At 41.1% G+C, this 25,303-nt stretch carries 23 protein-coding genes; 21 read left to right on the plus strand and 2 right to left on the minus strand.

The features are described 5' to 3' along the window. Positions 1 to 16 precede the first annotated feature (16 nt). From J5M87_RS02145 to asnA, 21 genes are all read left to right on the plus strand, one after another. Positions 17 to 1,174 (plus strand): spr1629 family repressor/antitoxin, encoded by a 1,158-nt coding sequence (locus J5M87_RS02145; protein ID WP_154608117.1) that lies wholly within the window; start codon positions 17 to 19, stop codon positions 1,172 to 1,174. 84 nt (positions 1,175 to 1,258) lie between these two features. Then, positions 1,259 to 2,056: a hypothetical protein gene (locus J5M87_RS02150; RefSeq protein WP_154608118.1), complete on the plus strand. Its 798-nt coding sequence runs from the start codon at positions 1,259 to 1,261 to the stop codon at positions 2,054 to 2,056. Further along, positions 2,057 to 2,455, plus strand: coding sequence for an HIRAN domain-containing protein (locus J5M87_RS02155; RefSeq protein ID WP_154608119.1), 399 nt, complete (start codon positions 2,057 to 2,059; stop codon positions 2,453 to 2,455). It abuts the gene before it with no gap. Positions 2,456 to 2,891: 436 nt separating this feature from the next. After that, positions 2,892 to 3,875 (plus strand): C-terminal binding protein, encoded by a 984-nt coding sequence (locus J5M87_RS02160; protein ID WP_154608120.1) that lies wholly within the window; start codon positions 2,892 to 2,894, stop codon positions 3,873 to 3,875. Positions 3,876 to 4,001: 126 nt separating this feature from the next. Continuing rightward, positions 4,002 to 5,738, plus strand: coding sequence for an ABC transporter ATP-binding protein (locus tag J5M87_RS02165; RefSeq protein ID WP_154608121.1), 1,737 nt, complete (start codon positions 4,002 to 4,004; stop codon positions 5,736 to 5,738). A gap of 8 nt (positions 5,739 to 5,746) precedes the next feature. Next, positions 5,747 to 7,522 (plus strand): ABC transporter ATP-binding protein, encoded by a 1,776-nt coding sequence (locus J5M87_RS02170; RefSeq protein ID WP_154608122.1) that lies wholly within the window; start codon positions 5,747 to 5,749, stop codon positions 7,520 to 7,522. Positions 7,523 to 7,841: 319 nt separating this feature from the next. Continuing rightward, a complete protein-coding gene (locus tag J5M87_RS02175; protein ID WP_154608123.1) occupies positions 7,842 to 8,753 on the plus strand; it encodes a helix-turn-helix domain-containing protein in 912 nt (303 codons plus the stop codon). Between the two features lie 192 nt (positions 8,754 to 8,945). Further along, positions 8,946 to 9,854: a helix-turn-helix domain-containing protein gene (locus tag J5M87_RS02180; RefSeq protein WP_154608124.1), complete on the plus strand. Its 909-nt coding sequence runs from the start codon at positions 8,946 to 8,948 to the stop codon at positions 9,852 to 9,854. A gap of 157 nt (positions 9,855 to 10,011) precedes the next feature. Next, the gene (locus J5M87_RS02185; RefSeq protein ID WP_160463216.1) at positions 10,012 to 10,464 is read left to right on the plus strand and encodes a MarR family winged helix-turn-helix transcriptional regulator; all 453 of its coding nucleotides are present in this window, start codon (positions 10,012 to 10,014) and stop codon (positions 10,462 to 10,464) included. Then, positions 10,461 to 12,227, plus strand: coding sequence for an ABC transporter ATP-binding protein (locus tag J5M87_RS02190; protein ID WP_154608126.1), 1,767 nt, complete (start codon positions 10,461 to 10,463; stop codon positions 12,225 to 12,227). The genes J5M87_RS02185 and J5M87_RS02190 overlap by 4 nt, the downstream gene beginning before the upstream one ends. Further along, positions 12,217 to 13,965, plus strand: a complete 1,749-nt coding sequence (locus J5M87_RS02195; protein WP_154608127.1) for an ABC transporter ATP-binding protein — start codon at positions 12,217 to 12,219, stop codon at positions 13,963 to 13,965. Before J5M87_RS02190 ends, J5M87_RS02195 begins: the two co-directional genes overlap by 11 nt. A 364-nt stretch (positions 13,966 to 14,329) precedes the next feature. Then, positions 14,330 to 14,767, plus strand: coding sequence for a CoA-binding protein (locus J5M87_RS02200; RefSeq protein ID WP_154608128.1), 438 nt, complete (start codon positions 14,330 to 14,332; stop codon positions 14,765 to 14,767). Continuing rightward, on the plus strand, positions 14,767 to 15,264 hold the full coding sequence (locus tag J5M87_RS02205; protein ID WP_160463215.1) for a kinase: 498 nt from the start codon (positions 14,767 to 14,769) through the stop codon (positions 15,262 to 15,264). Before J5M87_RS02200 ends, J5M87_RS02205 begins: the two co-directional genes overlap by 1 nt. A 53-nt stretch (positions 15,265 to 15,317) precedes the next feature. Next, positions 15,318 to 16,400 carry a tetratricopeptide repeat protein gene (locus J5M87_RS02210; protein ID WP_154608130.1) on the plus strand — a complete coding sequence of 361 codons (1,083 nt, stop codon included), beginning with the start codon at positions 15,318 to 15,320 and terminating at the stop codon, positions 16,398 to 16,400. 208 nt (positions 16,401 to 16,608) lie between these two features. After that, entirely contained in the window at positions 16,609 to 17,466 is an 858-nt protein-coding gene (efeO, locus tag J5M87_RS02215; protein WP_154608131.1) for an iron uptake system protein EfeO, read from the plus strand. A 3-nt stretch (positions 17,467 to 17,469) separates the two neighbouring features. Continuing rightward, complete coding sequence (gene efeB / locus J5M87_RS02220; RefSeq protein ID WP_154608132.1) at positions 17,470 to 18,702, plus strand: iron uptake transporter deferrochelatase/peroxidase subunit; 1,233 nt, start codon at positions 17,470 to 17,472, stop codon at positions 18,700 to 18,702. Next, positions 18,680 to 20,377, plus strand: a complete 1,698-nt coding sequence (locus tag J5M87_RS02225; RefSeq protein ID WP_154608133.1) for an FTR1 family iron permease — start codon at positions 18,680 to 18,682, stop codon at positions 20,375 to 20,377. The genes efeB and J5M87_RS02225 overlap by 23 nt, the downstream gene beginning before the upstream one ends. Then, positions 20,367 to 21,104, plus strand: coding sequence for a twin-arginine translocase subunit TatC (gene tatC / locus J5M87_RS02230; RefSeq protein ID WP_067088281.1), 738 nt, complete (start codon positions 20,367 to 20,369; stop codon positions 21,102 to 21,104). Before J5M87_RS02225 ends, tatC begins: the two co-directional genes overlap by 11 nt. Beyond that, entirely contained in the window at positions 21,088 to 21,267 is a 180-nt protein-coding gene (locus tag J5M87_RS02235) for a twin-arginine translocase TatA/TatE family subunit (protein WP_067088283.1), read from the plus strand. Before tatC ends, J5M87_RS02235 begins: the two co-directional genes overlap by 17 nt. Before the next feature lie 685 nt (positions 21,268 to 21,952). Beyond that, positions 21,953 to 22,996, plus strand: a complete 1,044-nt coding sequence (locus tag J5M87_RS02240) for an MmcQ/YjbR family DNA-binding protein (protein ID WP_154632445.1) — start codon at positions 21,953 to 21,955, stop codon at positions 22,994 to 22,996. Positions 22,997 to 23,097: 101 nt separating this feature from the next. Next, positions 23,098 to 24,090 carry an aspartate--ammonia ligase gene (gene asnA / locus J5M87_RS02245; protein WP_154608135.1) on the plus strand — a complete coding sequence of 331 codons (993 nt, stop codon included), beginning with the start codon at positions 23,098 to 23,100 and terminating at the stop codon, positions 24,088 to 24,090. Between the two features lie 355 nt (positions 24,091 to 24,445). Here the strand turns inward: asnA and J5M87_RS02250 are convergent, their stop codons facing one another. Continuing rightward, on the minus strand, positions 24,446 to 24,748 hold the full coding sequence (locus tag J5M87_RS02250; RefSeq protein ID WP_154608136.1) for a DUF1827 family protein: 303 nt from the start codon (positions 24,746 to 24,748) through the stop codon (positions 24,446 to 24,448). A 60-nt stretch (positions 24,749 to 24,808) separates the two neighbouring features. Continuing rightward, positions 24,809 to 25,261, minus strand: a complete 453-nt coding sequence (locus tag J5M87_RS02255; RefSeq protein ID WP_154608137.1) for an NUDIX hydrolase — start codon at positions 25,259 to 25,261, stop codon at positions 24,809 to 24,811. Between the last annotated feature and the right edge of the window lie 42 nt (positions 25,262 to 25,303).

The following is a 25,303-nucleotide window of genomic DNA, read 5'->3' on the forward strand; positions in this document are numbered from 1 at the left end:
TAGAAAGGGATGTTCCATGTTTAACGGTCATATTTTGGAGGAGATGCGCTTATTAAATGGGCTGAGTCGCTCTGAATTGGCAGAAAAATTGCAGGTGAGTGAGCAGGCAATCTGGCAGTTTGAAAACAATCAAGCATCGCCTAAAATGAAGCACCTGATGACTTTATCGCATCTTTTCCATGTATCAATTGATTATTTTAACGAAGAAGAGCAGCTGCCTCAATTTGATTTGAGCCAGATTGCTTTTCGAAACGCTGATTTGGAAGCCAAAAAGGCGATTCGTATCCAGAGTATTTACCTTGAAAAATTAAATCAGATGATTGATTATCTCGAACAGTTTGTAGAGATTCCTCATCAAACGATTTATGAATTGTGTCATCAGACCAATCAACTTTTTCAAGATGGTGTGGCGATTCATGAGATTGCAATGATGGCTCGTGATGTATTAGAAATCGCTCCTGATAATGGTAATCTTCTCTATCATTTAGAAAAATCAGGGATTTATATTTCAGAAAGATTAATTAATGGGCAAGCGGATGCTTACAGTGCATGGTCAAAGAAGGGGCGGCCCTTTATCATACTAGGAGTAGGAAAATCATCAGTGCGTCGAAATTTTGATTTGGCGCATGAGTTAGGGCATTTGCTATTGCATCAAAGAGTTGATTTTGAGGAGCTTTCGATAGCTGAATTAGAAGAAAAGGAAGGAGAAGCAAATCAGTTTGCTTCCTGTTTCTTGTTACCGGAAAAAACATTCCTGCATGATTTTCAGTCCTTGGTTGGAAAACGGACCAGTAATCCTGATCAGTATGTTTTATTGAAGCAAAAATATAATGTGTCAATTCAGGCTTTAGAATATAGAGCTTATAAATTAGGATTGCTGACGCCTCAACAAAATGCATATTTCTATAGACAGATTTCCAAAAAAGACTATAAAGTGGTCGAACCGTTGGATCGAGATATTCCTCTAAAGCATCCAAGTAAAATTAGAAGTATTCTAGATGTTATCTTATCTCATCATTTACTGACTTTATCTGATTTAACAAGATACCCCAAAGTTTCGACTAAGTACATCAGCCAACTATTTGGATTTGATGACCAATTTTTTGATCCTTACCGAGAGAGTATCTCTAAGTTTGAGAATGTCATTCCCTTGTTTCCTCAAAAACAGGGTTAGTAAAATGGTAGCTTGACAAGGGCAGAGTTGTAACTGTATCAGTATTCTACTGTTTATGAATGAAAAACGAGCACGAGGATTTTTATGTCAGAAGCGATCATACGATTGGCGAGTCAGGGAAGGCTTGAGGAGGAGTTAGCTGAATTGAAGGTGAGGCTGGCTGTTCTATTATCTGAGCGGGATGACTTGTTACTCCATATCTGCAAGAATATTGAGATGGATTTTCTGCTTAAGATTGGTCGCTTGGAGTACGAGGCTTTTCAGGCGCAGTGCGATTATTTGCGGGCAAAACGCAAATGTGAAATGCTTCAAGCAATGAAAAACCGTCAGGAAAAGGTGGATTTAGATGCAATCGAATACTTGCTTGATGAGGAATTTAGGGAGTATTTGGCGCAGTTATCACAGCAGTTTGAGGAAATTGCGAGAGCAATTGAACGTAGTCAATCTTCAGTATTGACAGAGGAAGAGACAAAAGACCTAAAGAAATATTATCATCAGATTGTCAAGTGGCTCCATCCTGATTTACATCCTGATATTTCAGACGAAGAGCTAAAGCTTTTTCATACAGCTGTAGTCGCTTATGAAGCAGCTGATATAGAAACTATTCGGATGATTTATGACTTGTTAGCTGATAGAGCTGACGATGACAGGGTGAGTAGCCACGCGCTATTGAAAAAACGGCTTGTCCAGCTGGCAACACAAATACAGCAACTTGAGGAGCAGATTGAAGAGATCAAATCCCAATACCCTTATCGTTACAAGGACCTCTTGCAAGATGAGAAATGGGTCTTGGAACGTCAAGGGATAGTGAAGAAAGCAAAAATAGATTTTCTCCATGCAAAAGAAATGTATGAAAAGAGAATCAAGGAGTTGTTAGACTAAATGGATTTGCAGAAGTTAGACAAGGAAAATCATCTGGTTAGTCTCTTTCATCAGAAGAATGTGGAGATCGATTTTAGACTTCCTTTTGAGCGTGATATTTTTCTTTTTGATACCTATGTTGCGGGTGTCATGCATATTGAAACGTTTGAGGAGATTGAACCTGATTTGCAGATTGGGATGGAATTGGTTTTTATTAGAGAACCTGAAAATCCTTACGATTCAGAAGCGATTAACATTCAAACCCAAGTAGGGCAGAAGATTGGCTATGTTCCCAAGAAAGATAATGTGATTTTTGCCCGCCTCATGGATGCAGGGAAGCTTCTTGTCGGAAAAATTCAAGATAAGAAGCAAAAGGGCAAATGGACCAAGATTGGCATTGGCATTTATTTGAGAGATTAGAGACAAGTATTGTTGCAATAGGTGATATCTTCTGATTGCTATATTAAATCAGCATAATCGGAAGTATATAGTAGCTGCTAGTTTGAATTGAGAAACACGATTTTTTAATGAATAAATGATATTACTATAAACCAAGCTCAAATAGCTTGGTTTTATGGTATACTAAAGTTAATATGGAAAATGGTGGTAATACTCGTCAAAAATCAAATTCTGACGTTGTTAACTCACCTTGCTTCAACAGTCCGGTGGACTGTTGAAGGTTGGAAATAAGGATTATGCAATAATCCTTAGCTAGCATTAGTCCGAACTAGTGGTTCAGTGGAGACGAGCTTTGCTCGCTCTATTTCCAGTCTTTCGCAATTCTCAATTGTGGAAGCTAGTCAGATTTTGATTTTTATAGAGTATAAGGATGTTGAAAAAAGAGAAAGGACTTCCTATGAAAATTATTCGATTGTTTGAAGATGATATGCTAGAGTATGAGCAGGAAGTGATAGGTAAATTGGGACTTGATGCGACCATTGAGGTGCGTGTGAGCCAGACGGAGGAGGAGATTATTGCAAATGCTAGGGATGCAGATGTGGTGATTGCAGTCTATGAGCCTCTGACACAGCGGGTATTGGAAAGTTTGCCTAATTTGAAATTCGTTCTTTATCGCTCCATTGGCTTTAACAGTGTTGATTTAGAGTATGCGACCAAGAAGAATCTGCCGGTGTCTCATCTTGCTAGTTATTGTATCGACGAAGTGGCTAACTATGTTGTTGCAGCCATTTTGATGCACAACCGGCGTTTGCATGATTTTAACCAATCGATTAAGGTTGATAAAAAATGGGACTATCAACTCTTTCCAGATATGCGACGTCTGTCCTCGCTAACAGTTGGTCTCATTGGTTTTGGCAATATTCCAAGGCTAATTAGTGAGCGTCTTCGAGTTTTTGGTTGCCGTGTCATTGCCTATGATCCGTTTGTAGATAAAGAAGTATTTATTCAAGCAGGGGTAGAAGCGGTATCGCTGGAGGAAGTTTTTGCGGAGAGTGATTACATCTCCTGTCACTTGCCTTTAAATGAACAGACCAAGGAATTACTAGATGCATCCTTATTTGGCCTAGCGACAAAAGCTCCAGTCTTTATCAATTCTTCTCGCGGAGGGGTTGTGAAGGAAGATGATTTGGTTGTAGCGCTGTCTGATGGTTCGCTTTCTTATGCTATTTTGGATGTCGTATCAACTGAGGATCCTGATTTGACCACCTTGCCGTTTATGGCAATGGAAAATGTCCTCTTGACACCGCATATTGCTTTTTATTCGCAAGAAGCCTTTCTACATGGTGTGAGAGAAAATATGAAAAATATCCAGGCCTTTCTGCGAAAGGATTATGCCCATGCAGGCATTGTTAATCTGGAAGGACTTTCCTTGAATCAATGAAAAAGAGAAGGCTTTTAGAAAGTCGAACAGTTGAGTTTCCCTAAAAACTCTGTTATACTGAAGGAAAATAAAGTGAAAAAAGTGCTGTCTAGTGCTTTTTTCTTGTTCGTCAAAGAAGGAGGAGAAATGAACTATATCTGGTCTTATTTGAAAAAATACCCCAAATGGTTAGTTTTGGATTTAATTGGGGCAATCTTTTTTGTAGTCGTTAATCTTGGTCTACCTACAGTTTTAGCGCGTATGATTGATGAAGGTGTCAATAATAGAGATACGGAGCGCTTGTATTTCTGGGCGATGATGATGTTGGTTGTGATTGTTCTTGGAACCTTGGGGCGCATTGTCTTGTCTTATGCAGCTGGTAAATTAACGACCAGCATGGTACGGGATATGCGCAATGATCTCTATGCCAAGTTGCAGGAATATTCTCATCATGAGTACGAGCAAATTGGGGTTTCATCCTTGGTAACTCGCATGACCAGCGATGCCTTTGTGTTAATGCAGTTTGCAGAGCAGGTCTTAAAATTAGGGGTGATTACTCCTGTGATGATGCTGTCAAGTGTGATGATGATTTTTCTAACCAGTCCGTCTATGGCTTGGATTGTTGCCTTTGCGATGCCATTCTTAGCACTTGTTGTCTGGTATGTGGCGGTGAAGACTCGTCCGCTTTCTGAAAAACAACAGAAAACCTTGGATAAAATCAATCAATACGCGCGTGAAAATGTGACTGGTTTGCGGGTTATTCGGGCCTTTGCACGAGAGGAATTTCAAGAAGAGCGCTTTGCGGAGCAAAATGACATTTATGCTCAAAATTCCAATCGTTTGTTCAAATTGACTGGTTTGACCGAACCGCTCTTTGTTCAGATTATTATTGCCATGATTGTATCGATTGTCTGGTTTGCCCTAGCCCCACTTGGTCGAGGGGATTTGCAGATTGGGGATTTGGTAGCTTTTATCGAGTATAGTTTCCATGCTCTTTTGTCCTTCTTGCTCTTGTCAAATCTCTTTACCATGTATCCTCGGACTGCTGTTTCTAGTGAGCGTTTGAAAGAAGTCATGGATATGCCGATTTCGATTAACCCAAATGAGGATGGGGTAAGAGAGACAGAAACCCGAGGGTATTTGGAATTTGAAAATGTTACCTTTGCCTATCCGGGAGAAACAGAAAATCCTGTGTTACACAATATTTCCTTTAAGGCAAAACCAGGTGAAACCATTGCCTTTATCGGCTCAACGGGTTCTGGCAAGTCTTCTTTGGTGCAGTTGATTCCCCGTTTTTATGATGTAACGCTTGGAAAAATCATGGTAGACGGTGTGGATGTACGTTCATATAATCTCAAGGCATTGCGTCAGAAGATTGGTTTTATTCCGCAAAAGGCTCTCTTGTTTACAGGAACCATTGCTGAAAATCTGCGTTATGGAAAAGAAGATGCCAGTCAGGAAGAATTGCACCAGGCTGCAGATGTTGCACAGGCACGTGAATTTATTGAAAGTAAGGAAGAGCAATTTGAAACCCACTTGGCAGAAGGGGGAAGTAACTTATCTGGTGGACAAAAGCAACGCCTGTCGATTGCGCGTGCGGTAGTCAAAGAGCCAGATATTTATATCTTTGATGACTCTTTTTCAGCCTTGGATTATAAGACAGATGCGATTTTGCGGCGTCGTTTGAAAGAAGTAACAGAACATGCGACTGTCTTAATCGTGGCTCAACGTGTTGGAACTATTATGGATGCAGACCAAATTATCGTTCTTGATAAGGGAGAAATTATCGGTCGTGGGACACATGAAGAGCTAATGGAGAGCAATTCTATTTACCGTGAAATTGCCAATTCTCAGCTGAATAGCCAATCATTAACAGAAGAATAGGAGGAAACATGAAACAATCTAGCTTTGCTCGTTTATGGAGCTATTTAAAAGAATATAAACTGGCGCTTTTTGTAGCCATTTTCCTCAAGGTTTTAAGTGTCGTCATGAGTGTCTTGGAACCGTTTGTACTGGGACTTGCCATTACTGAATTGACAAAAAATCTGTTGGAGATGGCAAAAGGTGTAGCGGGTGCTGGTATCAATGTGACGTATATTTTTTGGATATTGGTGCTCTATTTCATCCGTGCTCTTTTCTATGAGATTGGCGCCTACTATTCTAATTATTTTATGACCAATGCTGTACAGCAGACGGTTGCGGATTTGCGAAATGACCTAAGTCGAAAAATCAATCGGATTTCGGTATCCTATTTTGATCAGCAACAATTTGGCGATCTTCTGGGACGTTTTACCAGTGATGTGGAAACAGTATCAAATGCCCTTCAACAGAGCGTGCTTCAGATGGTCAATGCGGTCTTTACGATTTCGCTTGCAGTTGCCATGATGCTCTTTTTGAATATGAAATTAGCCCTCATTGTCATAGTCAGCATTCCCTTGACCTATCTAGGTGCTCAATTGATTCTCAAAAAATCTCAGCCCTATTTTAAGGAGCAGGCAGCTATTTTAGGTCGACTTAACGGATTTGTGCAGGAAAATTTATCGGGTTTTAATGTTTTGAAACTCTATGGTCGTGAGGAAGCCTCAACAGAGGATTTTCAAGCCATTACAGATCGCTTGCAACAGGTTGGATTCAAAGCCAGTTTCATCTCTGGTTTGATGATGCCGATTCTCCATGTTGTGTCTGATTTGACCTATCTAATTGTGGCGGTTGTCGGTGGTTTACAGGTCATTGCAGGATCCTTAACAATCGGAAATATGCAGGCCTTTGTTCAATATGTCTGGCAGGTCAGTCAGCCAATTCAGACCTTGACACAACTAGCGGGCCCATTACAAAGTGCCAAATCATCACTTGAACGGATTTTCCAAGTCCTCGATGAAGCAGATGAGCCGATGGAGGTAACAGAGCAATTGACACATGACCTGACTGGACAGGTTAGCTTCCAGCATGTTGATTTCCAATATGTGGAAAATAAACCCTTGATTCGTGATTTTAACCTAGAAGTCAAACCTGGGGAAATGGTTGCTATTGTTGGTCCGACAGGAGCAGGAAAGACAACCCTGATTAACCTATTGATGCGCTTTTATGATGTCACAAATGGGGCCATTACGGTGGATGGACACGATATTCGGCATTTATCTCGTCAGGAATACCGCAGGCAATTTGGGATGGTCTTGCAAGATGCTTGGCTCTATGAGGGTACGATTAAGGAAAATCTCCGCTTTGGAAACTTGGAGGCAACTGATGAGGACATTATCGCTGCAGCCAAGGCGGCAAATGTGGACCACTTTATTCGGACCTTGCCAGGTGGTTACAATATGGAAATGAACCAAGAATCAAGCAATATCTCGCTGGGACAAAAACAGCTTCTAACGATTGCACGTGCCCTACTGGCTGATCCGAAAATTTTGATTCTAGATGAGGCAACGAGTTCGGTCGATACGCGTTTGGAACTCTTGATTCAAAAGGCTATGAAGAATTTAATGAAGGGGCGGACTAGTTTTGTCATTGCTCATCGTTTGTCGACCATTCAAGAAGCCGATAAGATCCTCGTCTTAAAAGACGGTCAAATCATTGAGCAAGGAAATCACCAAAGTCTGCTGGCAGATAAAGGATTCTATTATGACCTTTACACGAGTCAGTTTGCTAAAAAAGAAGAAAGTGCATAAAGTGTTCAAAAGACAGCTATTTTAGACACTCCGTTTCTTTTTGAGGATTTAGCCCCCTACTTACGGTAGCAGCTAGACTATCGTTCAGATGAATATTTTTTCATAAAACTGTATTTTGTCTGTATATTTTGTGTAAATTTTCTATTTATTTTGAAAATAGATTGAGGGGAAATTGTAAATTTGTTAGAATAGTCTAGGTAAAAGGCTCCACTTCAGGTATTGTGGCTTTATAACAACATGATTCATAAAAATACAAGAAACTGGGCTACGGTCCAGTCTCTTTGCATTTTGAGATGAATGAAGAAGGAGGAAGGGGAAAATGAGTCAAAAGAAAACATTTGGTCAGATTATTAGTGACTTACGTCAAGAAAAGGGACTGTCAAGAGAAATGGTGTGTGGTGATGAAAGGGAATTATCTGTACGCCAGCTCATTCGCTTGGAAAAAGGAGAGTCTAAACCAACCTTGACAAAGATTGAATATTTGGCTGATGGTTTGGGAGTTCCACTTTATCAATTGATGGAAGATTATACGGAACTTCCAAAACGATATATCGATTTGAAGTATTTGCTGATGAGAACAGGCTTATTTGGTCCACCAACACTTATCAAACAGAAAGAGCAGTATTTATCAGAAATCTATGAGAACTATTATGATGAGTTGCCAGAAGATGAACAAGTTGCTGTAGATGTTTTGCAGTCTTGGATTGATGTTTTTGCGACTGGAAAAACAGTATTTGGCAATCAGATGTTGGAGGAATATTTTCATCAGGTAAAGCAGAAAACAGTCTATCAAATCAATGATTTGCTGATTTTAGAATTGTATTTTTATTGCCTTTACTTGGATAATCGTCTATTTGATCCAAATGTATATCAACATTTTTTGACCTGTTTAATGGATCAAGATGCTTATCTGCCCATAGAGCAAGTATTTTTCTTGATTACGGTTGCTGTGACCTGCATTGCTGTTGGATTGAACAATGGTTATTGTAAGGGGATTGGACAATTATTGAAAAAGGTCAAAAAACTCATGAAACAAACGCAAGATTATCAACACCTACCGATTATTCGTTTACAGGAATGCCAAATTCTCTGGTTAAAAAAGCGAAAGTGGGCGGAAAGATGGTACAAGAAAATACAGTTGTCTCTTTCAGAAATTGGTCATGAAGAAGTCCTACAGAAGTTTGAAGAATGGCGAGAACAGTTTGTCAATAAGGGATTACGCCAGTCGTGACATTTCTGTCCTGTTTACTGCAGATGGATTCATGTATAATCAATCTATCTGAACAGAAAGGAGGAAAAAGATGACACGTGAATTGTATACATTTTTGTGTGGTTTAAAATGGTGGACAGCCTGCTAAGCGACATGAAATAAGAAAATGAGGAGCTGGCAAAGCTCCTTTTAAAGTAGGGAGAGGAACAATAGATGGATTTTGGACAGTTTATCAGAGAGTTACGTTTAAAAAGAAGATGGACAAAAGAAGATTTATGCGGGGATGAGGCGGAGTTGTCGATTCGACAATTAACACGATTGGAATTAGGCTATTCAAAGCCTACGTTATCGAAAATCGAATTTATAGCTTCCCGTTTAGGCATTCCAACCTTTCAATTGATGAAGTATTATAGCGCTCCTCCACAGGATTATTTAGAATTGAAATACTTGACCTTGCGTTTGGCAACGTTTGGAGATGAGGAAAAATTGACTCAAATGGTACACTATGTTGACGAAATGGCAACTCGATTTTACGAACAATTACCAGAAGATGAACGTGTGATTATTTGGATATTGAGATGTCGGATTCGCATGTGCTTTGGTATTGAACCAATTAAACAGACACAAATATTTCATGATTATTTTGAACAAGTAAAGCGGCGAACATGCTATAGTATCAACGATTTATTGCTCATTCATGTTTATTTTTTGGCTTGTCAAGTAAAGAGAGAGTTATTTGACAAATGTTTTTATCAACAAGTGACGAATTGTTTGTTGAAACAAGACGAACAGTTGAAAGCTGAAGAATGGTTTATCTTGAGGGATGTCTTGATTGCTTCCCTAACAGCTGCTATTGAATACGGTTCTGATTATAGACATGAGGAAGTCATTGCCTTGCTACATCAGCTGATGGAGCTGACTCAGGATTATCAGAAGAAGGCGGTTGTCTATCTGCTGGAATGGAAGTGTGCCCTTTGTTTTCGGAAGGAGCTAGCGGTCGCAAAAGAAGCTTATCAACAGGCTCTCTTTTTTGCGCAAGTAATACCGGAATCATCAATCAGTCAAAAATTAAAGGATGAGTGGGAGTTGGATATGTATAACTATTCAGGGGAAAAGAAGTAAGTGGAGGTAGGAGTTGTTTTCATTTTTGAGACACTCTTTCAAAACTATGAGTATATTGTTAAGATAAAATCGTTCTCATAGAAACTTTTTTCTTGACTTCTATTGAGAACGTGCTAAAATTGTTCCCATGATAACGAATTTGGAAAGGAAGATGACCATGACAACAGATCCACTTCAAGAGTTTAAGCAACTTTCTCATAAAATGGGTGCGGTTTTCCATACCCTTGCTAAGGAATATGATATGAATTTATTAGCTGGGCCGCAAGGGCATGTCTTGCATTATTTGGCCCTGCATAATCAAGAGGAAATCTTTATCAAGGATATCGAACAGAAGATGAAGATTTCAAAATCGGTGGCTAGTAATCTCATCAAGCGTATGGAGAAAAACGGTTTTGTCGTTGTAGAACCGTCAAAGATTGATAAGCGAAAGAAAATTGTGCGGTTGTCAGATTCGGCTAGAGAAAAAAGCCAGCGTATGGGGGATTTTTGGGCGGAGATGCGCAAGCAGTTGGTCGAAGGAATTGCGGAAGAAGACTTACAGATTCTGTCTAAGGTGATTCGGCAACTTCATCAAAATTTAGAGAAGATTGAACAAAAGGAGAAAGAATGAGTCAATTATTAAAACGATTAAAAATCAGCGAGTGGTTGATGATTTTAGGCAGTATTGCTTTTGTGTGCTTGACCGTCTGGTTGGAATTAGAAGTGCCGAGCTATATGTCCGAAATCACCAAACTTTTGCAATTGCCAGATACGACCACTTCGGACCTCTGGAAACCGGGTTTAAAGATGTTAGGTTTGTCCTTGGCCAGTTTTGCCAGTTCGGTCATGGTGGGCTTTATCGCCTCCCGTTTAGCAGCAGGATTTACAACTCGTTTGCGTAAGGATATTTTCTACCGTGTCTTGGATTATTCAGATGCCGAAATCAAGCGGTTTAGCATTCCTAGTTTGCTGACACGGACGACGAATGACCTTACCCAGATTCAGTTCTTGTTTACCATGGGCTTGCAGGTGGCGACTCGTGGGCCGATTATGGCGATTTGGGCCTTGACCAAGATTGTAGGAAAATCAGATCATTGGTTATGGGCGGTGATTGTGGCAGTATTGATCAATCTTGTCATGATGACCATTCTAGTAACCCTTGCTTTTCCAAAACAGAAAATTGTCCAAAAATTGACTGACCGTCTCAATAGTGTGACACGTGAAGGCTTATCAGGTATTCGTGTGGTACGTGCCTACAATGCTGAAGAATACCAGGATGGTAAATTTGCCCAAGCCAATGAAGAATTGACCGCCTTGAACCTATTTGTTAGTCGCTTGATGGCGCTGATGAATCCTGTTATGATGACAATTTCGAGTGGCTTGAGCTTGGCTATTTATTGGATTGGTGCTTACCTAATCAATGAAGCAGAGTTGATGGACAAATTGCCTATTTTTAGCGATATGGTCGTCTTTATGTCCTATGCCATGCAGGTTGTGATGGGCTTTATGATGATGAGTGCCTTGTTTATCATTTTGCCTCGTGTCTTGGTGTCGACCAAGCGGATTAACGAGGTTTTGGATTTGACATCTTCCATTACTTCGCCTCAAGTGTCGCAAGTGGGACAAGAAAATGTAGACCAAATTGTCTTTGAAAATGTAACCTTCCGCTATTCTGATACGTCAGAGGCGGTTATTGAGCAGATTAACTTTACCGCCAAAGCAGGTGATACAGTTGCTTTTATTGGTTCGACAGGTTCTGGGAAATCAACCTTAGTCAATCTGCTTCCACGTTTTTATGATGTGAGTGAAGGACGGATTCTGTTGGACGGCGTTGATGTAAGAGATTATAGTGCAGCAGATTTGCATGCTAAAGTTGGCTATATCCCACAAAAGGCCGTGCTGTTTACGGGAGATATTCGGAGCAATATTGATTTTGGGGAAAGCAAGGAAAGTCCACTCAGTGATGAAGCGATTTGGGAGGCCTTGGATTTGGCACAGGCTAGAGGCTTTGTAGAGGAAAAAGAAGATGGTCTTTCTTCTCATGTGGCCCAGTCTGGTAGCAATTTTTCTGGAGGACAGCGTCAGCGCTTAGCCATTGCACGTGCCCTTGCCAGAAAGCCTGAAATTCTCATTTTTGATGACTCCTTCTCAGCTCTTGATTATCGTACGGATCGTACTCTTCGGGAGGAACTCGCAAAGCGTACTGCTGGTATGACTAAGTTGATTGTTGCACAGCGGATTTCAACTATTATGGATGCGGATCAAATCTTGGTTCTTGATAATGGAAAAGTGGTCGGTCAAGGAAGCCATAAAGAATTACTAGCCAGCAATGAAGTGTACCAAGAAATTGCTTACTCACAATTATCGAAGGAGGAATTGGAAAATGGAAAATAAACAAACTTCTTTATTGAACCAAATGAAACCCTATATCAAAGGTTTCCAACTTCCTTTTGTGATTGCAATCATTGGAGCCATTATTTCCAGTATCATTACTGTGATTGGTCCGAATAAATTAAGTGAGATTACAGACTTGATTACCAAGGGATTAATGACAGGAATTGACACAGATAAGGTGTCAGAAATTGCGATGTTACTAGCGATTCTGTACGGAATTGGAGCGCTTGTCAACTATACGCAAGCCTTTACTATTTCAACAATTGTTCAGCATTTTTCAAAACGGTTGCGGACAGCGATTGCAGAAAAAATCAACAAACTTCCTCTCCGTTATTTTGATAGTCATTCGCAAGGTGATACCTTATCCCGTGTCACCAATGATGTGGATACGGCTAGTCAGTCCCTCAACCAGAGTTTGGGAACGGTCCTGTCTTCTAGTATTCTCTTGGTGGCAGCTCTGATTATGATGTTTCAGACCAATGTGACCTTATCCTTTGTCACCATTGTTTCTGTCTTGTTTGGCTTTGTATTTGTGGGAATCATTATGGGGCGTGCAAAGGGCTTCTTCAAAAGTCAGCAGACCAATCTTGCCAATGTTAATGGCTATGTAGAAGAAATGTATTCTGGGCATTCGGTGGTTGCTAGCTATCATGCGGGTCGTATTGTAAAAGAAGAGTTTCAGCATCTCAATCAAGCCCTCTACACAAGTATGTGGAAATCCCAATTCATTTCAGGGATTATGATGCCCATGATGATGTTTATTGGGAACTTTGGTTACGTCATGGTTGTAGTGACAGGAGCAGCCTTGACCCTGAAAGGCAATGCAACCATGGGAACGATTGTGGCCTTCATGGTCTATGTTCGAATCTTCTCTCAACCCCTTTCTCAGATTGCCCAAGGTTTGACAGTCTTACAATCAGCTAGCGCTGCGATGGGTCGTGTGTTTGAATTCTTGGGTGAGCCTGAAATGGAGGTGGACAGCCATAAGGCACAACAACTCAGGACTATAAAAGGCGATGTTACATTTGATCACGTTTCCTTTGGCTATTCTGCTGATAAGACCATTATCCATGACTTCTCCGCAACAGCTAAGGCCGGGCAAAAAATTGCTATTGTGGGACCAACAGGAGCTGGAAAGACGACCATTGTCAATCTCTTGATGAAGTTCTATGACATTGATCAAGGCCGTATTTTGATTGACGGGATTGATACCAAAAATATGAAACGTTCTGAAGTTCATGATGCTTTTAGTATGGTCTTACAAGATACCTGGCTCTTTGAGGGAACGATTAAGGAAAATCTGATTTACAACCAAAGCAATGTTTCAGATGAAGCGGTTATCGAAGCAGCAAAAGCAGTCGGAGTTCACCATTTTATCATGACCTTGCCGAAAGGCTACGATACCCTGCTAGATGATACGGTAAACTTATCTGTCGGGCAAAAACAATTGCTAACCATTGCACGTGCCTTGCTGAAAAATGCTCCCCTTCTTATCCTTGATGAGGCAACCAGCTCTGTTGATACACGGACAGAGGAATTGATCCAGAAGGCAATGGATAAACTGATGGAAGGCCGTACGTCCTTTGTCATCGCTCACCGTCTATCCACTATCCGAAATGCTGATCTCATCTTAGTGATGAAAGACGGCAATATCATTGAACAAGGCAATCATGATGCTCTGATGGCTCAAAATGACTTCTATGCCAATCTGTACAACAGCCAGTTTGTCGAGGAGTAAAACAGTCCAGTGGACTGTTTTAGCCTCGTGCCTAAAAATAGGAAAGCGGGAGTAATGTCCAGTGGACTGTTTTAGCCCCGAGCCCAGAAACCCGAAAGCGAGGGTAGTTCAGTGAATCATTTTAGCCTCGTGCCTATAAGTGTTAGTACTCGAGTAACTTGGTGAGGTGCTTTAGTTCCGAGCCTAGAAATGGGAAAATGAGCGCATTAGGTTGAACGATTTTAGCTTCATGTTGCCAAGAGTGGACAATGTGAATGGTAGTTAAAGGGTTTGAAGTTGACAGAAAATCTGTTGATTTCAGGCCTTTTATTTTTGCAAAATGTGAGGGTTTTCATGATATAATAAAGAAAAAGGAGGAAGTACCATGTACGAATTTCAAAATCCAACAGATGAACAAGTGAAGAGTTATCTAGCTAATAGCAAGACCATTGCAGTGGTTGGCTTGTCCAATCGTGAAGAAACAGTCAGCAACCGCATTGCGAAATTTATGCAGGACATGGGGTATCAGATTATCCCAATCAATCCTCGTCTAGCTGGCAGCGAGATTTTAGGGGAAACGGTCTATGCAACTCTGGCAGATGTTCCTGTAGCGGTTGACATCGTGAATGTCTTTCGTAGAAGCGAGTTTTTGCCAGATGTGGCACGTGAGTTTGTTGAAACAAATGCCAAGATTTTCTGGGCCCAATTAGAGCTTCAAAACGAAGAGGCAGCCGCTATTTTAGAAACTGCAGGTCGTGACGATGTGGTGATGAATCGTTGTATCAAGCGAGAATACGTTCGCTTGATGACAGGAGTAAGCTAGTGTCTACCTTGGTCATTATCCGCGGCAATTCTGGTTCAGGAAAGACGAGTCTGGCAGAGGCCTTGCAACATCACTATGGCCGTAAAACCTTGGTGGTTTCTCAAGATAATGTTAGAAGAACCATGTTGAAAGAAAAAGTTGAGCCAAGGAATTTATCCATTGGGCTAACAGAAACCATTGCACGCTTCGGGCATGCAGAGGATTTGCTGGTCATTGTTGAAGGCTTTTATGAAGCTGATATTTATGGGGAGATGCTAGCGCAATTGCATCAGCTGTTTGCTCCTCGTGTCTATGCCTATTACTATGATATCCCCTTTGAAGAAACGGTTAAGCGGCATGCTACTCGTTCCAAAAGAGCTGATTTTACACCGGAGGATATGAAATGGTGGTGGATTGATAAGGACTATCTTGGCTGGGAAGAAGAAGTCTTGCTGTCAGCTGAGCTGAGTTTAGAGGCGACTGTTCAACTGATTTGTCAAGCAATTGAACATAGCTGATGAATGGATTGAAAAAATAGCATTGTTTTTGTAAAAAAATAAAGGAAAACGGAATGAGTCATCTAACAGAGGAATTATTTGGCAATGTTGAAACATTTTTAGAGGAACACCTCACAGAATATGAAAGTGTTGAAGAAGCGGTCGCAGCTTATATGAACCTATACAATGAGCAAAATCGAAAAAAACATCAAGGTCAGGTCGGTTTCATGGAATTGTCTGATTTGCTGGAAGAATTAGCCTACGAAAGAGAGGATACAAGACGTTTACAACTCGCTCAGCAAATTTTGGAACGAGACAAAGAGAATGTAGATGCAAAGATTGCCCAGTTGGAAGTAGAGTCAGTTAACCAATTGGAAGTATTATCCCAACTCAAGGAATTCGAGAGTCAGGAGCGGAAAAAGTGGTTAAAAGGAGACCGATCTGGTTGGGTGAATTTCAAAGAACGGCCCTATATGCGCTTGAAAAATCGTTTGGCTTTTCAGTATTTTAACCAAAAACTGTATCCACAGGCTTTGAAACATTTTGAAGAACTCTATCGGATGAACCCTAGTGATAATTTGGGAAGTCGGTACATGATGATGGTACTTTATTGTTTTCTTTACCAATGGGACAAGGCTGTGAAATTTGCAAACCAGAAAGAACACAAAGAGGATGCGGAGATGATTGGGAAACTCCTTGTGTTGGCGATTATCACAGAACGGAGTCTGGATGCCCAGCGTCTCTTTAAGAAAATGGTAGATCTGGATGAGAATTTCTTACCTGCTCTTGACTTTTCTAGAGATGTAGAAAGTGCACGTACGATGTTTTCGATGGCAAAAGAGGGGTATTTTGAAATTTCAAGTCTTTCCTTATTCGATGGATTAGAGGAGTTTCTGTTTGGGACAGAAATTGTCTTTGAATGGTTACGAAAGCACTATGAAGAGTATTATCAGGAAGAATTTGAGCTTCATACAGTACGCAATCCGCTATTTGCAGGTTTACCAAGTGGAGCCGTTCAATCCTTGCTTGAAGAAGGCTTGATTCGACCAGAAGATTTTCAGTCGTTTAAGAAAAAGGATTTGTTGGCTCTGCAAGGGATTGGTAAGGTGAGTGTAGAGCGCTTGATTGCTAATGGTGTTCAGCTGAAAGAAGGTTAATATTGCTATAAAATAAGGAGATTTATCTATCGAATCTCCTTATTTTTATTGGGTAATTCTAAAAATATACTGCTGAAATCTGTAGTATCAGGAGGGGAGAATGGTACTGATAGTAATAGAGTATTAAATGATAATTGTCAGATAATTGCTTGAAAATGAGAAAAACTGTGCTATAATGGAGATAGGTTTTTAATGAAAGGGAGTTAGAATGAAAAAACTTGGTATTGTTTTATTATCGGCAGTCCTATTGACAGCGTGTGCGCCTACGACACAAGAAAAACAGGCGACAAGTGAAAGCACGGCGGTTCAAGTGGACCAACAAGCGCTTGATAAAGCAACTGTTGATTACAAGGCATTTGTAGAAGAGCAGATTGGACAATTGTTGACCGATACGGAAAATTTTGCCCAATTACTCAAAGATGGCAAATTAGAAGAAGCGAAAACAGTCTATCCAGTCATTCGAATGGCCTATGAGCGTTCAGAACCGATTGCTGAAAGTTTTGGCGAATCAGATGTGAAAATTGATTTCCGCTTGGTTGACTACATGGAAGAGAATAAGACTGAGGAAGGTTGGTCAGGTTTCCACCGCATTGAAAAGATTCTTTGGGAAGAAAATACCACAACAGGTACGGAGCAGTATGCGAATCAATTGGTCAATGACATCAAGGAATTGAAGGCGAAAATTGCGACTGTTGAAGTGACACCTGAGATTATGCTGACAGGGGCAGTTGATTTGCTCAACGAAGTAGCCACAAGCAAGATTACCGGGGAAGAAGAAGTGTATTCCCACACAGACTTATATGATTTCAGAGCCAACATCGAAGGAGCAGAGAAGATTTTTGAACTCTTTAAGCCAAGCTTGGAGAACAAAGATGCTAGTCTCGTTATGACTCTTGAAAAAGAATTCAAGAATGTGAATGGTCTGCTGGATCAATACATGACAGATGATACGCACTATAAACTCTACACAGATTTGAGTACAGAAGACACCAAAAAACTAGCTGAGGCTGTGACAAAACTCGGTGAGCCACTTTCTCAAATGGGGATTATCTTGGACGGGAAGTAAGAAATGACAAAAGACGAAAAATGGTTTGATAAAAAAATGGATCGTCGCGAATTTTTAAAAAAAGCAGGTATAGGAGGAGCTGGGCTTGCGCTCGGAGCCTCTGGGGCATCTGCTTTTTTCGCACATAAAGTGACTGGCGAGACTGCAAAATCAGACGGACAAGAAGACATTTCTTTTTATGGAGAACATCAGGCAGGAATCGTGACTCCAACCCAGAAAAATGTGTATTTCGTTGTGCTTGACCTGCATTCAACAGACAAGGCTGAAGTCATTCAGATGTTCAAGGATTGGACAGATTACAGTGAGAAATTAGTGACTGGAAAGCTAGTAAAAGAAGATGGAGATAATGGCTATCTTCCACCATTTGATACAGGGGAAACGGTTGGTCTGAACCCTCACCGCCTGACTCTTACTTTTGGGATTTCACCCGCTTTCTTGACCAAGCTAGGATTGGAAAGTAAGAAACCAAAAGAATTTCGAGATTTGCCAGTCTTTCCAAGGGATCAGCTCAAGGAAGCCTATACTGGAGGAGATATTGTAATCCAAGCCTGTGCTGACGATGCACAAGTTGCCTTTCATGCTGTCCGAAATCTCGTCCGAAAAGGTCGCAGCCTCGTAACCATGAAATGGAGTCAAGCTGGTTTTGCAGCGATTGGCAACCGTAAGGAAACGCCACGAAACCTGTTTGGATTTAAAGATGGCACGGCAAATGCGACGAAAAAAGAGCAATTTCAGGATATCATCTGGTGTGAGGATTCTAACTGGATGCGGGGAGGCACCTATATGGCAGTCCGCCGTATCCAAATGTTTCTGGAAACATGGGACAGAACCAGCCTAAATGAACAGGAAAATACCTTTGGTCGCTATAAAGAAAGCGGTGCACCCTTTGGAAAGAAAGATGAGTTTGATGAAGTCGATTTGGACTTAAAAGATGATAAGGGAGAACCCCTTGTACCAGTTGATTCTCATGTCAGACTAGCAAAGGAAACAGGTGTTGAAATCTATCGTCGCGCCTATTCTTATTCAGATGGTATTGATGAGGTAACAGGACAATTTGACTCAGGTTTGTTATTTATCTCTTTTCAGAAAGATCCCCAACAATTTATTACGATTCAACATAATCTAGGTAACGTAGACAAGTTAAACGAGTACATCACCCATGTTGGAAGTGGTTTATTTGCTTGTTTTGCAGGCGTGAAAAAAGGAGAGTACATTGGTCAAGCCTTATTTGAATAAACTGGCGCTTATTGCCTTTCTTGCTCTCGTCTTTTTTGCAAGACCTGTTTCAGCGACAGATTCCTATAGTCACCTCTTTATCACTATTACAGATGCAACGAGAGCTTTGCAAAGAGGAGATCAGGCTTTCGCTAGTCAGTTGATTGCCCAGTTACAGACGGATTTTGCCCAGGTTGAAAACCATGATTCCAAGGCTGGTCAGATGGTGACCAACCGCCTAGCGGAATTGGAACAAGAACCGACAGAAGAAAAACTAGTGGCTGTTTCTAAAGCCTTGTTGGACTTTGAAGCGGAACAACATCCTGTTGATGTTACTGCTGAAAAAGAAAAACTGATGAACAAGTTATCTCCTGCCTTTGACCTTTTGCAGGAAGCGATTGAGCGCAAGGAGATTGACAGTGTCAAGGAGAACTACAAAAAACTCAATAGTACGTGGACAGTGAATGAGCGAATTGTTCGTGATACTAGCACAGGGCATTACGGAAAAATTGAAACAGCCATTTCTTTCTTACGCAGTAGTATTGAAACAGAACCTGTAGACTATGGCAGTATTCAAACATCATTTGATGATTTAAAAAATGCTATTCAAGCCTTTGTAGCTGGTCAAGAGGTAGCTACAGCTGCAACGGATGTAACCTTAACAGATGGGATTGATCTGCTCAAGCAAGCACAAACTGCTTTTGAAGCGGGTGATAAGACCAAAGGGGCTTCTCTGATGAAGGAATTTATCACCATTTGGCCGACCATTGAAGGAGATGTTAGTACACGGAATCCAAGTCTCTACACTCGTGTCGAGAGTGAGTCGCCCGTTATCATGGTACGCGGTGACGAAGAGGCTTATCAAGAAAAACTAGCCCAGTTAATTGCTGATTTGGCAAGCATCGATCCCTCAGCCAGCTACAATGTCTTCGATGCGATGCTAATCCTTCTACGGGAGGGAGTTGAGGCTCTTCTCATTGTGATGGCTTTAGTATCTACTCTAAAAGCTAGCAAGCAGAAAAAAGGCTTGCTTTGGGTTTATGGCGGAGCTGTCGTTGGTTTATTAGCTAGTGCCTTGTTGGCTATTGCCTTGCACCAATTTTTCCCAAGGCTCTCCTCTGGTGCCAATCGTGAAATCATTGAGGGCTTGGTGGGGATTGTTGCGGTTGTGATGATGGTTGTCATTGGTATTTGGCTCCACAGTAAATCTTCTGTCAAGAAGTGGAATGCCTATATGGAGCAGCGGATGCGGGTGGTGACGGCAAGCGGTAGTTTCCTTTCAATGTTTGCCTTGAGTTTTCTAGCGGTCTTTCGTGAGGGGGCAGAAACCATTCTCTTTTATGCAGGTATCCTACCAAAGATTAGCCTCAATGACTTTCTATTAGGAATTAGTCTAGCCTTTTTAGTCCTTTTACTCTTAGCTGTTGTCATGCTGAAAACAACGAGCAAAATCAAGCCACATAAGGTATTTTTCTATCTGACTTGGCTGATTTATGCCCTTGCCTTTAAGATGTTGGGAGTTAGTATCCATGCCTTACAATTGACCAATATCCTGCCGAGTCATGTAGTGAGAGGGATTCCAACAATAGATATGATTGGTCTGTATCCAAGTCTAGAAATTCTGCTACCACAGGTCTTTCTCATCCTCTTGATTGCTTGCTTAACGTGGAAGAATCGAGAACATCATGCACACTAAACAAGAACTAACCGTTGTCGAGCATTTGACCGAATTTCGGAGCCGTTTTATTTGGACCCTATCCTTTTTCTTCGTTAGTTTTTTGATCAGTCTCTATTTTTCGAGAAGTATTTACCAGTTTTTGACTCAGGGATTTTCTCAGAAATTGATTGTCTTGGGTCCTAACGATATATTATGGATTTATATCAATATAGCCAGCCTCCTAGCCTTTACGCTGACCTTGCCGTTTTTGACCTATCAAGTTTGGGCTTTTGTAGTTCCAGCGCTTGATAAAGGAGAAGCCAGAAGTATTTTCTGGTATATTCCAGCAGTCTTTTGCTGCTTTGCCTTGGGCTTACTATTTGGGTTTTATCTGGTTAGTCCAGCTCTCTTACAGGTTCTTTTGTCATTCGGAGATGGGCTCTTTGATACGCAATTAACAGCACAAAATTATCTGGCTTTCTTATTGCATACGACAATCCCGATGGCTGTTTTGTTTGAAATACCTGTTTTAGTGGCATTTTTGACCTCCCTTGGTATCCTTAGTCCACGATTTTTGGTACAATATAGAAGACATGCCTACTTTACCTTGCTCGTGATTGCAGTGGTCATCACGCCAGCTGATTTTACAAGTGATTTAGCCATGACGGTTCCCCTTATCCTCATCTATGAAGTAAGTGTTGGTATCAGTAAATGGCTCTATCGAAAAAAAGAAAAAAGGAGAACCTATTATGGGAATCTTACGTGATATTGGTGCGCCGGGAATGATTATCTTGGTCTTGGGTGCCCTCTTGATTTTTGGACCAAAACGCTTACCAGAGCTGGGCGAATCCATTGGTAAAATGATTTCCTCCTTTAAAAAAGCCATGGAAAATGGTGAAGAAAAAGAAAAGGATGATACAGCTCATTAAGGCTATTTTGAGAAAAGAGTGGGGAATGTCGATTGAACGCTTCCGCACTCTTTTTTACAGGACTGACAGGGGCTAATCGAAAGATTACAAAAACCGATGTTCCTCGTTGTTCCTTCTTGGTTTGAGTTCCCACAGTCACTTCTTTAATGATGACTCTAGCAGAAATAAGTCCAAAAATATAGTGGATTGAGAACTGAACACGGACTAAGAGCTGTGTAAAAAAGAGACGCAGATGTCCAGCTTTAGCTGGTTACAGCTGAGGCTCCCTTTAGGGATAAGTCTTCCTAGCTCCAAAGGTATAGTATACCTTTGGAGGTGAGTGATAGGAGTTTGCAGAGCAAACTCTCCTTTGGCTCTTCGTCAGACTTCCTATTTTCACTTTGTGCTTTATACGCCCTCGTATCTTATGAAGGAATAGGACAAGGCAAGGAGTTGCAGATGGAACTGGCATTAATTGAGGATTACTCCATAATCCCTATTTCCAACCTTCAACAGTCTACTGGACTATTGAAGCAAAGCGACTTATACTCGTCAAAAATTAAAATCTGACGTCGTTAACTCACCTTGCTGAACTTCAGTTCTAGCTACGATTTCGTTGCCTAGTCAGATTTTGATTTTTATAGAGTATAACGATGTCCTAAAATTTATTCAATTCACGATAGTCTTAGAAAGAAAGGAGAGCAAGATGCTGTTTGAAGATACTTTTTTCAAGAATCAAATCTGGCAGAAAGAGCGTTTAGTTGCCTACGGTTTTCAAGAAACAGATGGTTGGTGGGCAGTTCATCAGCCTTTTATGAATGGGCATTTTGAAGCGCGAGTACGGGTAAAAGTCCCTGATCAAGCTATGGCGCAGGTCTGGGATGTAGATATGGATGAGGAATACCATGCCTTTCGCATTCAACGTGCGGTTGGAGCATTTGTCGGTGAAGTACGAGAAAACTACGCTGCGATTCTTCATGAAATCGTCCAACAATGTGCAGAAGAAGAGCCCTTTCAATCTCCTCAAGGTAATCGCCTTATAAGGCATATTCAGAAACGATTCCAAGAAGAGCCAGATTATCCTTTTAGCAAAGCGCCAGACATTGCTACCCTACGGCATGCTGGGAATCAAAAATGGTATGGCTTGATGACCCAAGTGCCGTGGACAGTCTTGAAGAGAACAGATAAAGAAGGAAAAATTGACATCATCAATGTCAAAGTAGAAGCAGATCAGATAGAGAATATAGTAGGAAGAGGGGGGATTTATCCTGCCTATCACATGTCCAAAAAAAGCTGGATTTCAATCAGTTTAGACGATAGCTTATCAGATGAGGACTTGTTTGCCTTGGTGGAAAAGAGTCGCCAGTTGGTTGCACCGAAAAGTGCACAGTCCCTAACGGAGACTTGCTATTGGATTCTTCCTGCCAATCCCGCACTTTATGATATTGATACGGAATTGCGGAATGAGGGACAGATTTTATGGACTCAAAAACCGAACATTAAGCCAAAGGATATCGTTTGTATCTATATGACAAAACCGATTCAAGCGATTCGCTATCTCTGTCGGGTAAGCAAGGCTCATCTCACTGAGGGAAATCAGGTTTATATGAAGCTAGAACTGCTTCGAGAGCTGTCTGATAGTGAATTTCCCCTGTTGCTGATGAAGGATTTGGGAGTTAAAGCAGTAAGAGGACCACGCCTAGCCACACCAGAATGCCGGAAGGCCCTCGAAAGCTTGCTAAAGGAGTGACTTAGCAAGCTGTAACAAAATTATCAGAAAATTTAATATTTTACTTTACATCTTCCCTAAAAAGTCTATAATAAGAATATAGTTTTTGGAGGTTATGGAGTATGAAGAAGAGTTTTATCCACCAGCAAGAAGAAATTTCCTTTGTCAAAAATACCTTTACCCAATATCTCAAGGACAAGTTAGAAATTGTGGAAGTGCAAGGACCGATTTTGAGTCGTGTCGGTGATGGGATGCAGGACAATTTGTCAGGGGTTGAAAATGCGGTGACTGTCCATGTCAAGTTGATTCCTGATGCGACCTATGAGGTCGTCCATTCTTTGGCGAAATGGAAACGTCACACTCTTGCACGGTTTGGCTTTAATGAGGGGGAGGGTCTTTTTGTCCATATGAAAGCCCTTCGTCCAGATGAAGATTCACTTGACCCGATTCACTCGGTTTATGTAGACCAGTGGGACTGGGAGAAAGTCATTCCAAACGGTAGGCGCAACCTAGCTTACTTGAAAGAAACCGTTGAGCTGATTTACAAGGCCATTCGGTTGACTGAATTAGCTGTTGAAGCTCGCTATGATATTGAAGCGGTGTTGCCTAAGCAGATTACCTTTATTCACTCGGAAGCATTGGCAGAGCGTTATCCAGATTTGACGCCTAAAGAACGAGAAAATGTAATCGCGAAAGAATACGGTGCTGTTTTCCTCATTGGGATTGGTGGTGAATTACCAGATGGAAAACCGCATGATGGACGGGCTCCTGACTATGATGATTGGACAACGCCGTCTGAAAATGGCTACAAGGGCTTAAACGGAGACATCCTCGTGTGGAATGAGCAACTGCAATCTGCCTTTGAATTATCGTCTATGGGGATTCGGGTGGATGAAGAAGCCCTCAAACGCCAGGTAGCTATTACAGGTGATGAAGATCGACTGGAATTTGAATGGCATAAGGCACTTTTAAATGGACTCTTCCCACTTTCAATCGGCGGAGGAATTGGCCAATCACGCCTTGCCATGTTCCTTCTCCGCAAAAAACACATCGGTGAAGTCCAATCAAGCGTCTGGCCGCAAGACGTCCGTGACACATTTGAGAATATACTATAAAAAAAGAACTGGAAATCAGTTCTCAGATTGAAGACAAAGTCCATTTTTGCTTATTTTCTTCAATCTTTTTTTGCTTCTTTCGATAAAAAAGCTTCCAAAAACAGCATTAAAAGAAGCTTTTCTAAGAGTTAAATTACAATCTCATTTTACTTCTACTGTTTAAATTGTTTGCTATTTATAGTATTTGTCTACATTTTGCACTAGCACAGCTAGTGTTTTTTCGTAGAGAAAAAATCTGGCTTGAAGCTATAATAAAAAGAACTGAGCTCTGTATGTTAGAGGTCAGTTCTTTGTTTAAAATGGAATGCTATCCTTTTGGAACCAATAGATAGTGTTTGTTGTTATATGGTTCGTTTTATTTCACAATTGGAATAGACATTTCTATCAAACGGTCGGTATGAATGGTTTGGATACCGGCTTGGTTGATGATAGTGGTGTCAATTTTGCGCTTGAGGAAGAAGTCACGGATGCGTTCGATTTCAAGAGCTTGAATTGCACGGTATTTATTGCTAATCAAGAGTTCGTAGTGAAGGGGCGCCTGGGTAAAAATAACATCCGTATTCCCAGCAGAATAGGTTTCCACCAGAAAGGCATCGGTATTTGCTAACTGGTTTTGTACGAGTTGTGCTTGACTGTTTGTCGTATTGATGATCTTCATGCGTGACCTCCAATCATTCTTTGCATTTATTATAGCACTCTTAGGATGATTTGACTAGCCTTAATCTAGTTTATGAGCCAATTTCCATTGTTCAATGCCCCATTTGTGGCTACCGCGTTTGAGCTTTTCAATGGCTGTCTCAATATCAAACCAAGCGAGGTGGTTAAAATCTTCTAGTGGTTGTCCAATTTCTTGGTAGCTGGTCACTTCATAGATATAGGCAGGATTGTAATAATGGGTATCTCGGTGGCGTGAATAAAAGTATTCGTCTGCCTGCCCATAATAGTCGCCAATCTCTGCTGTAAATCCCAGTTCTTCCACTAGTTCACGTGCAAGAGCACTCAGGTGATTTTCTCCTATTTCAATCTCTCCTCCTGGTAGGAACCAAGCACCGTTAGGAGCCTGCACGAGAATGATATGTTTTTTTTGTGGATCAGGAATGACGGCATAGACGCCGTAGCGATTCTGATAGGTTACCCCTGTTTCTTTTTTTCCGAATGTTGCCTGTGTCATTGGTCTTCCTCTATGATGATTTTTTCTCATTATAGCATAAAT

Origin of the sequence: Streptococcus sp. zg-86 (genome assembly GCF_017639855.1) — a bacterium.
GTDB lineage: Bacteria > Bacillota > Bacilli > Lactobacillales > Streptococcaceae > Streptococcus > Streptococcus zhangguiae.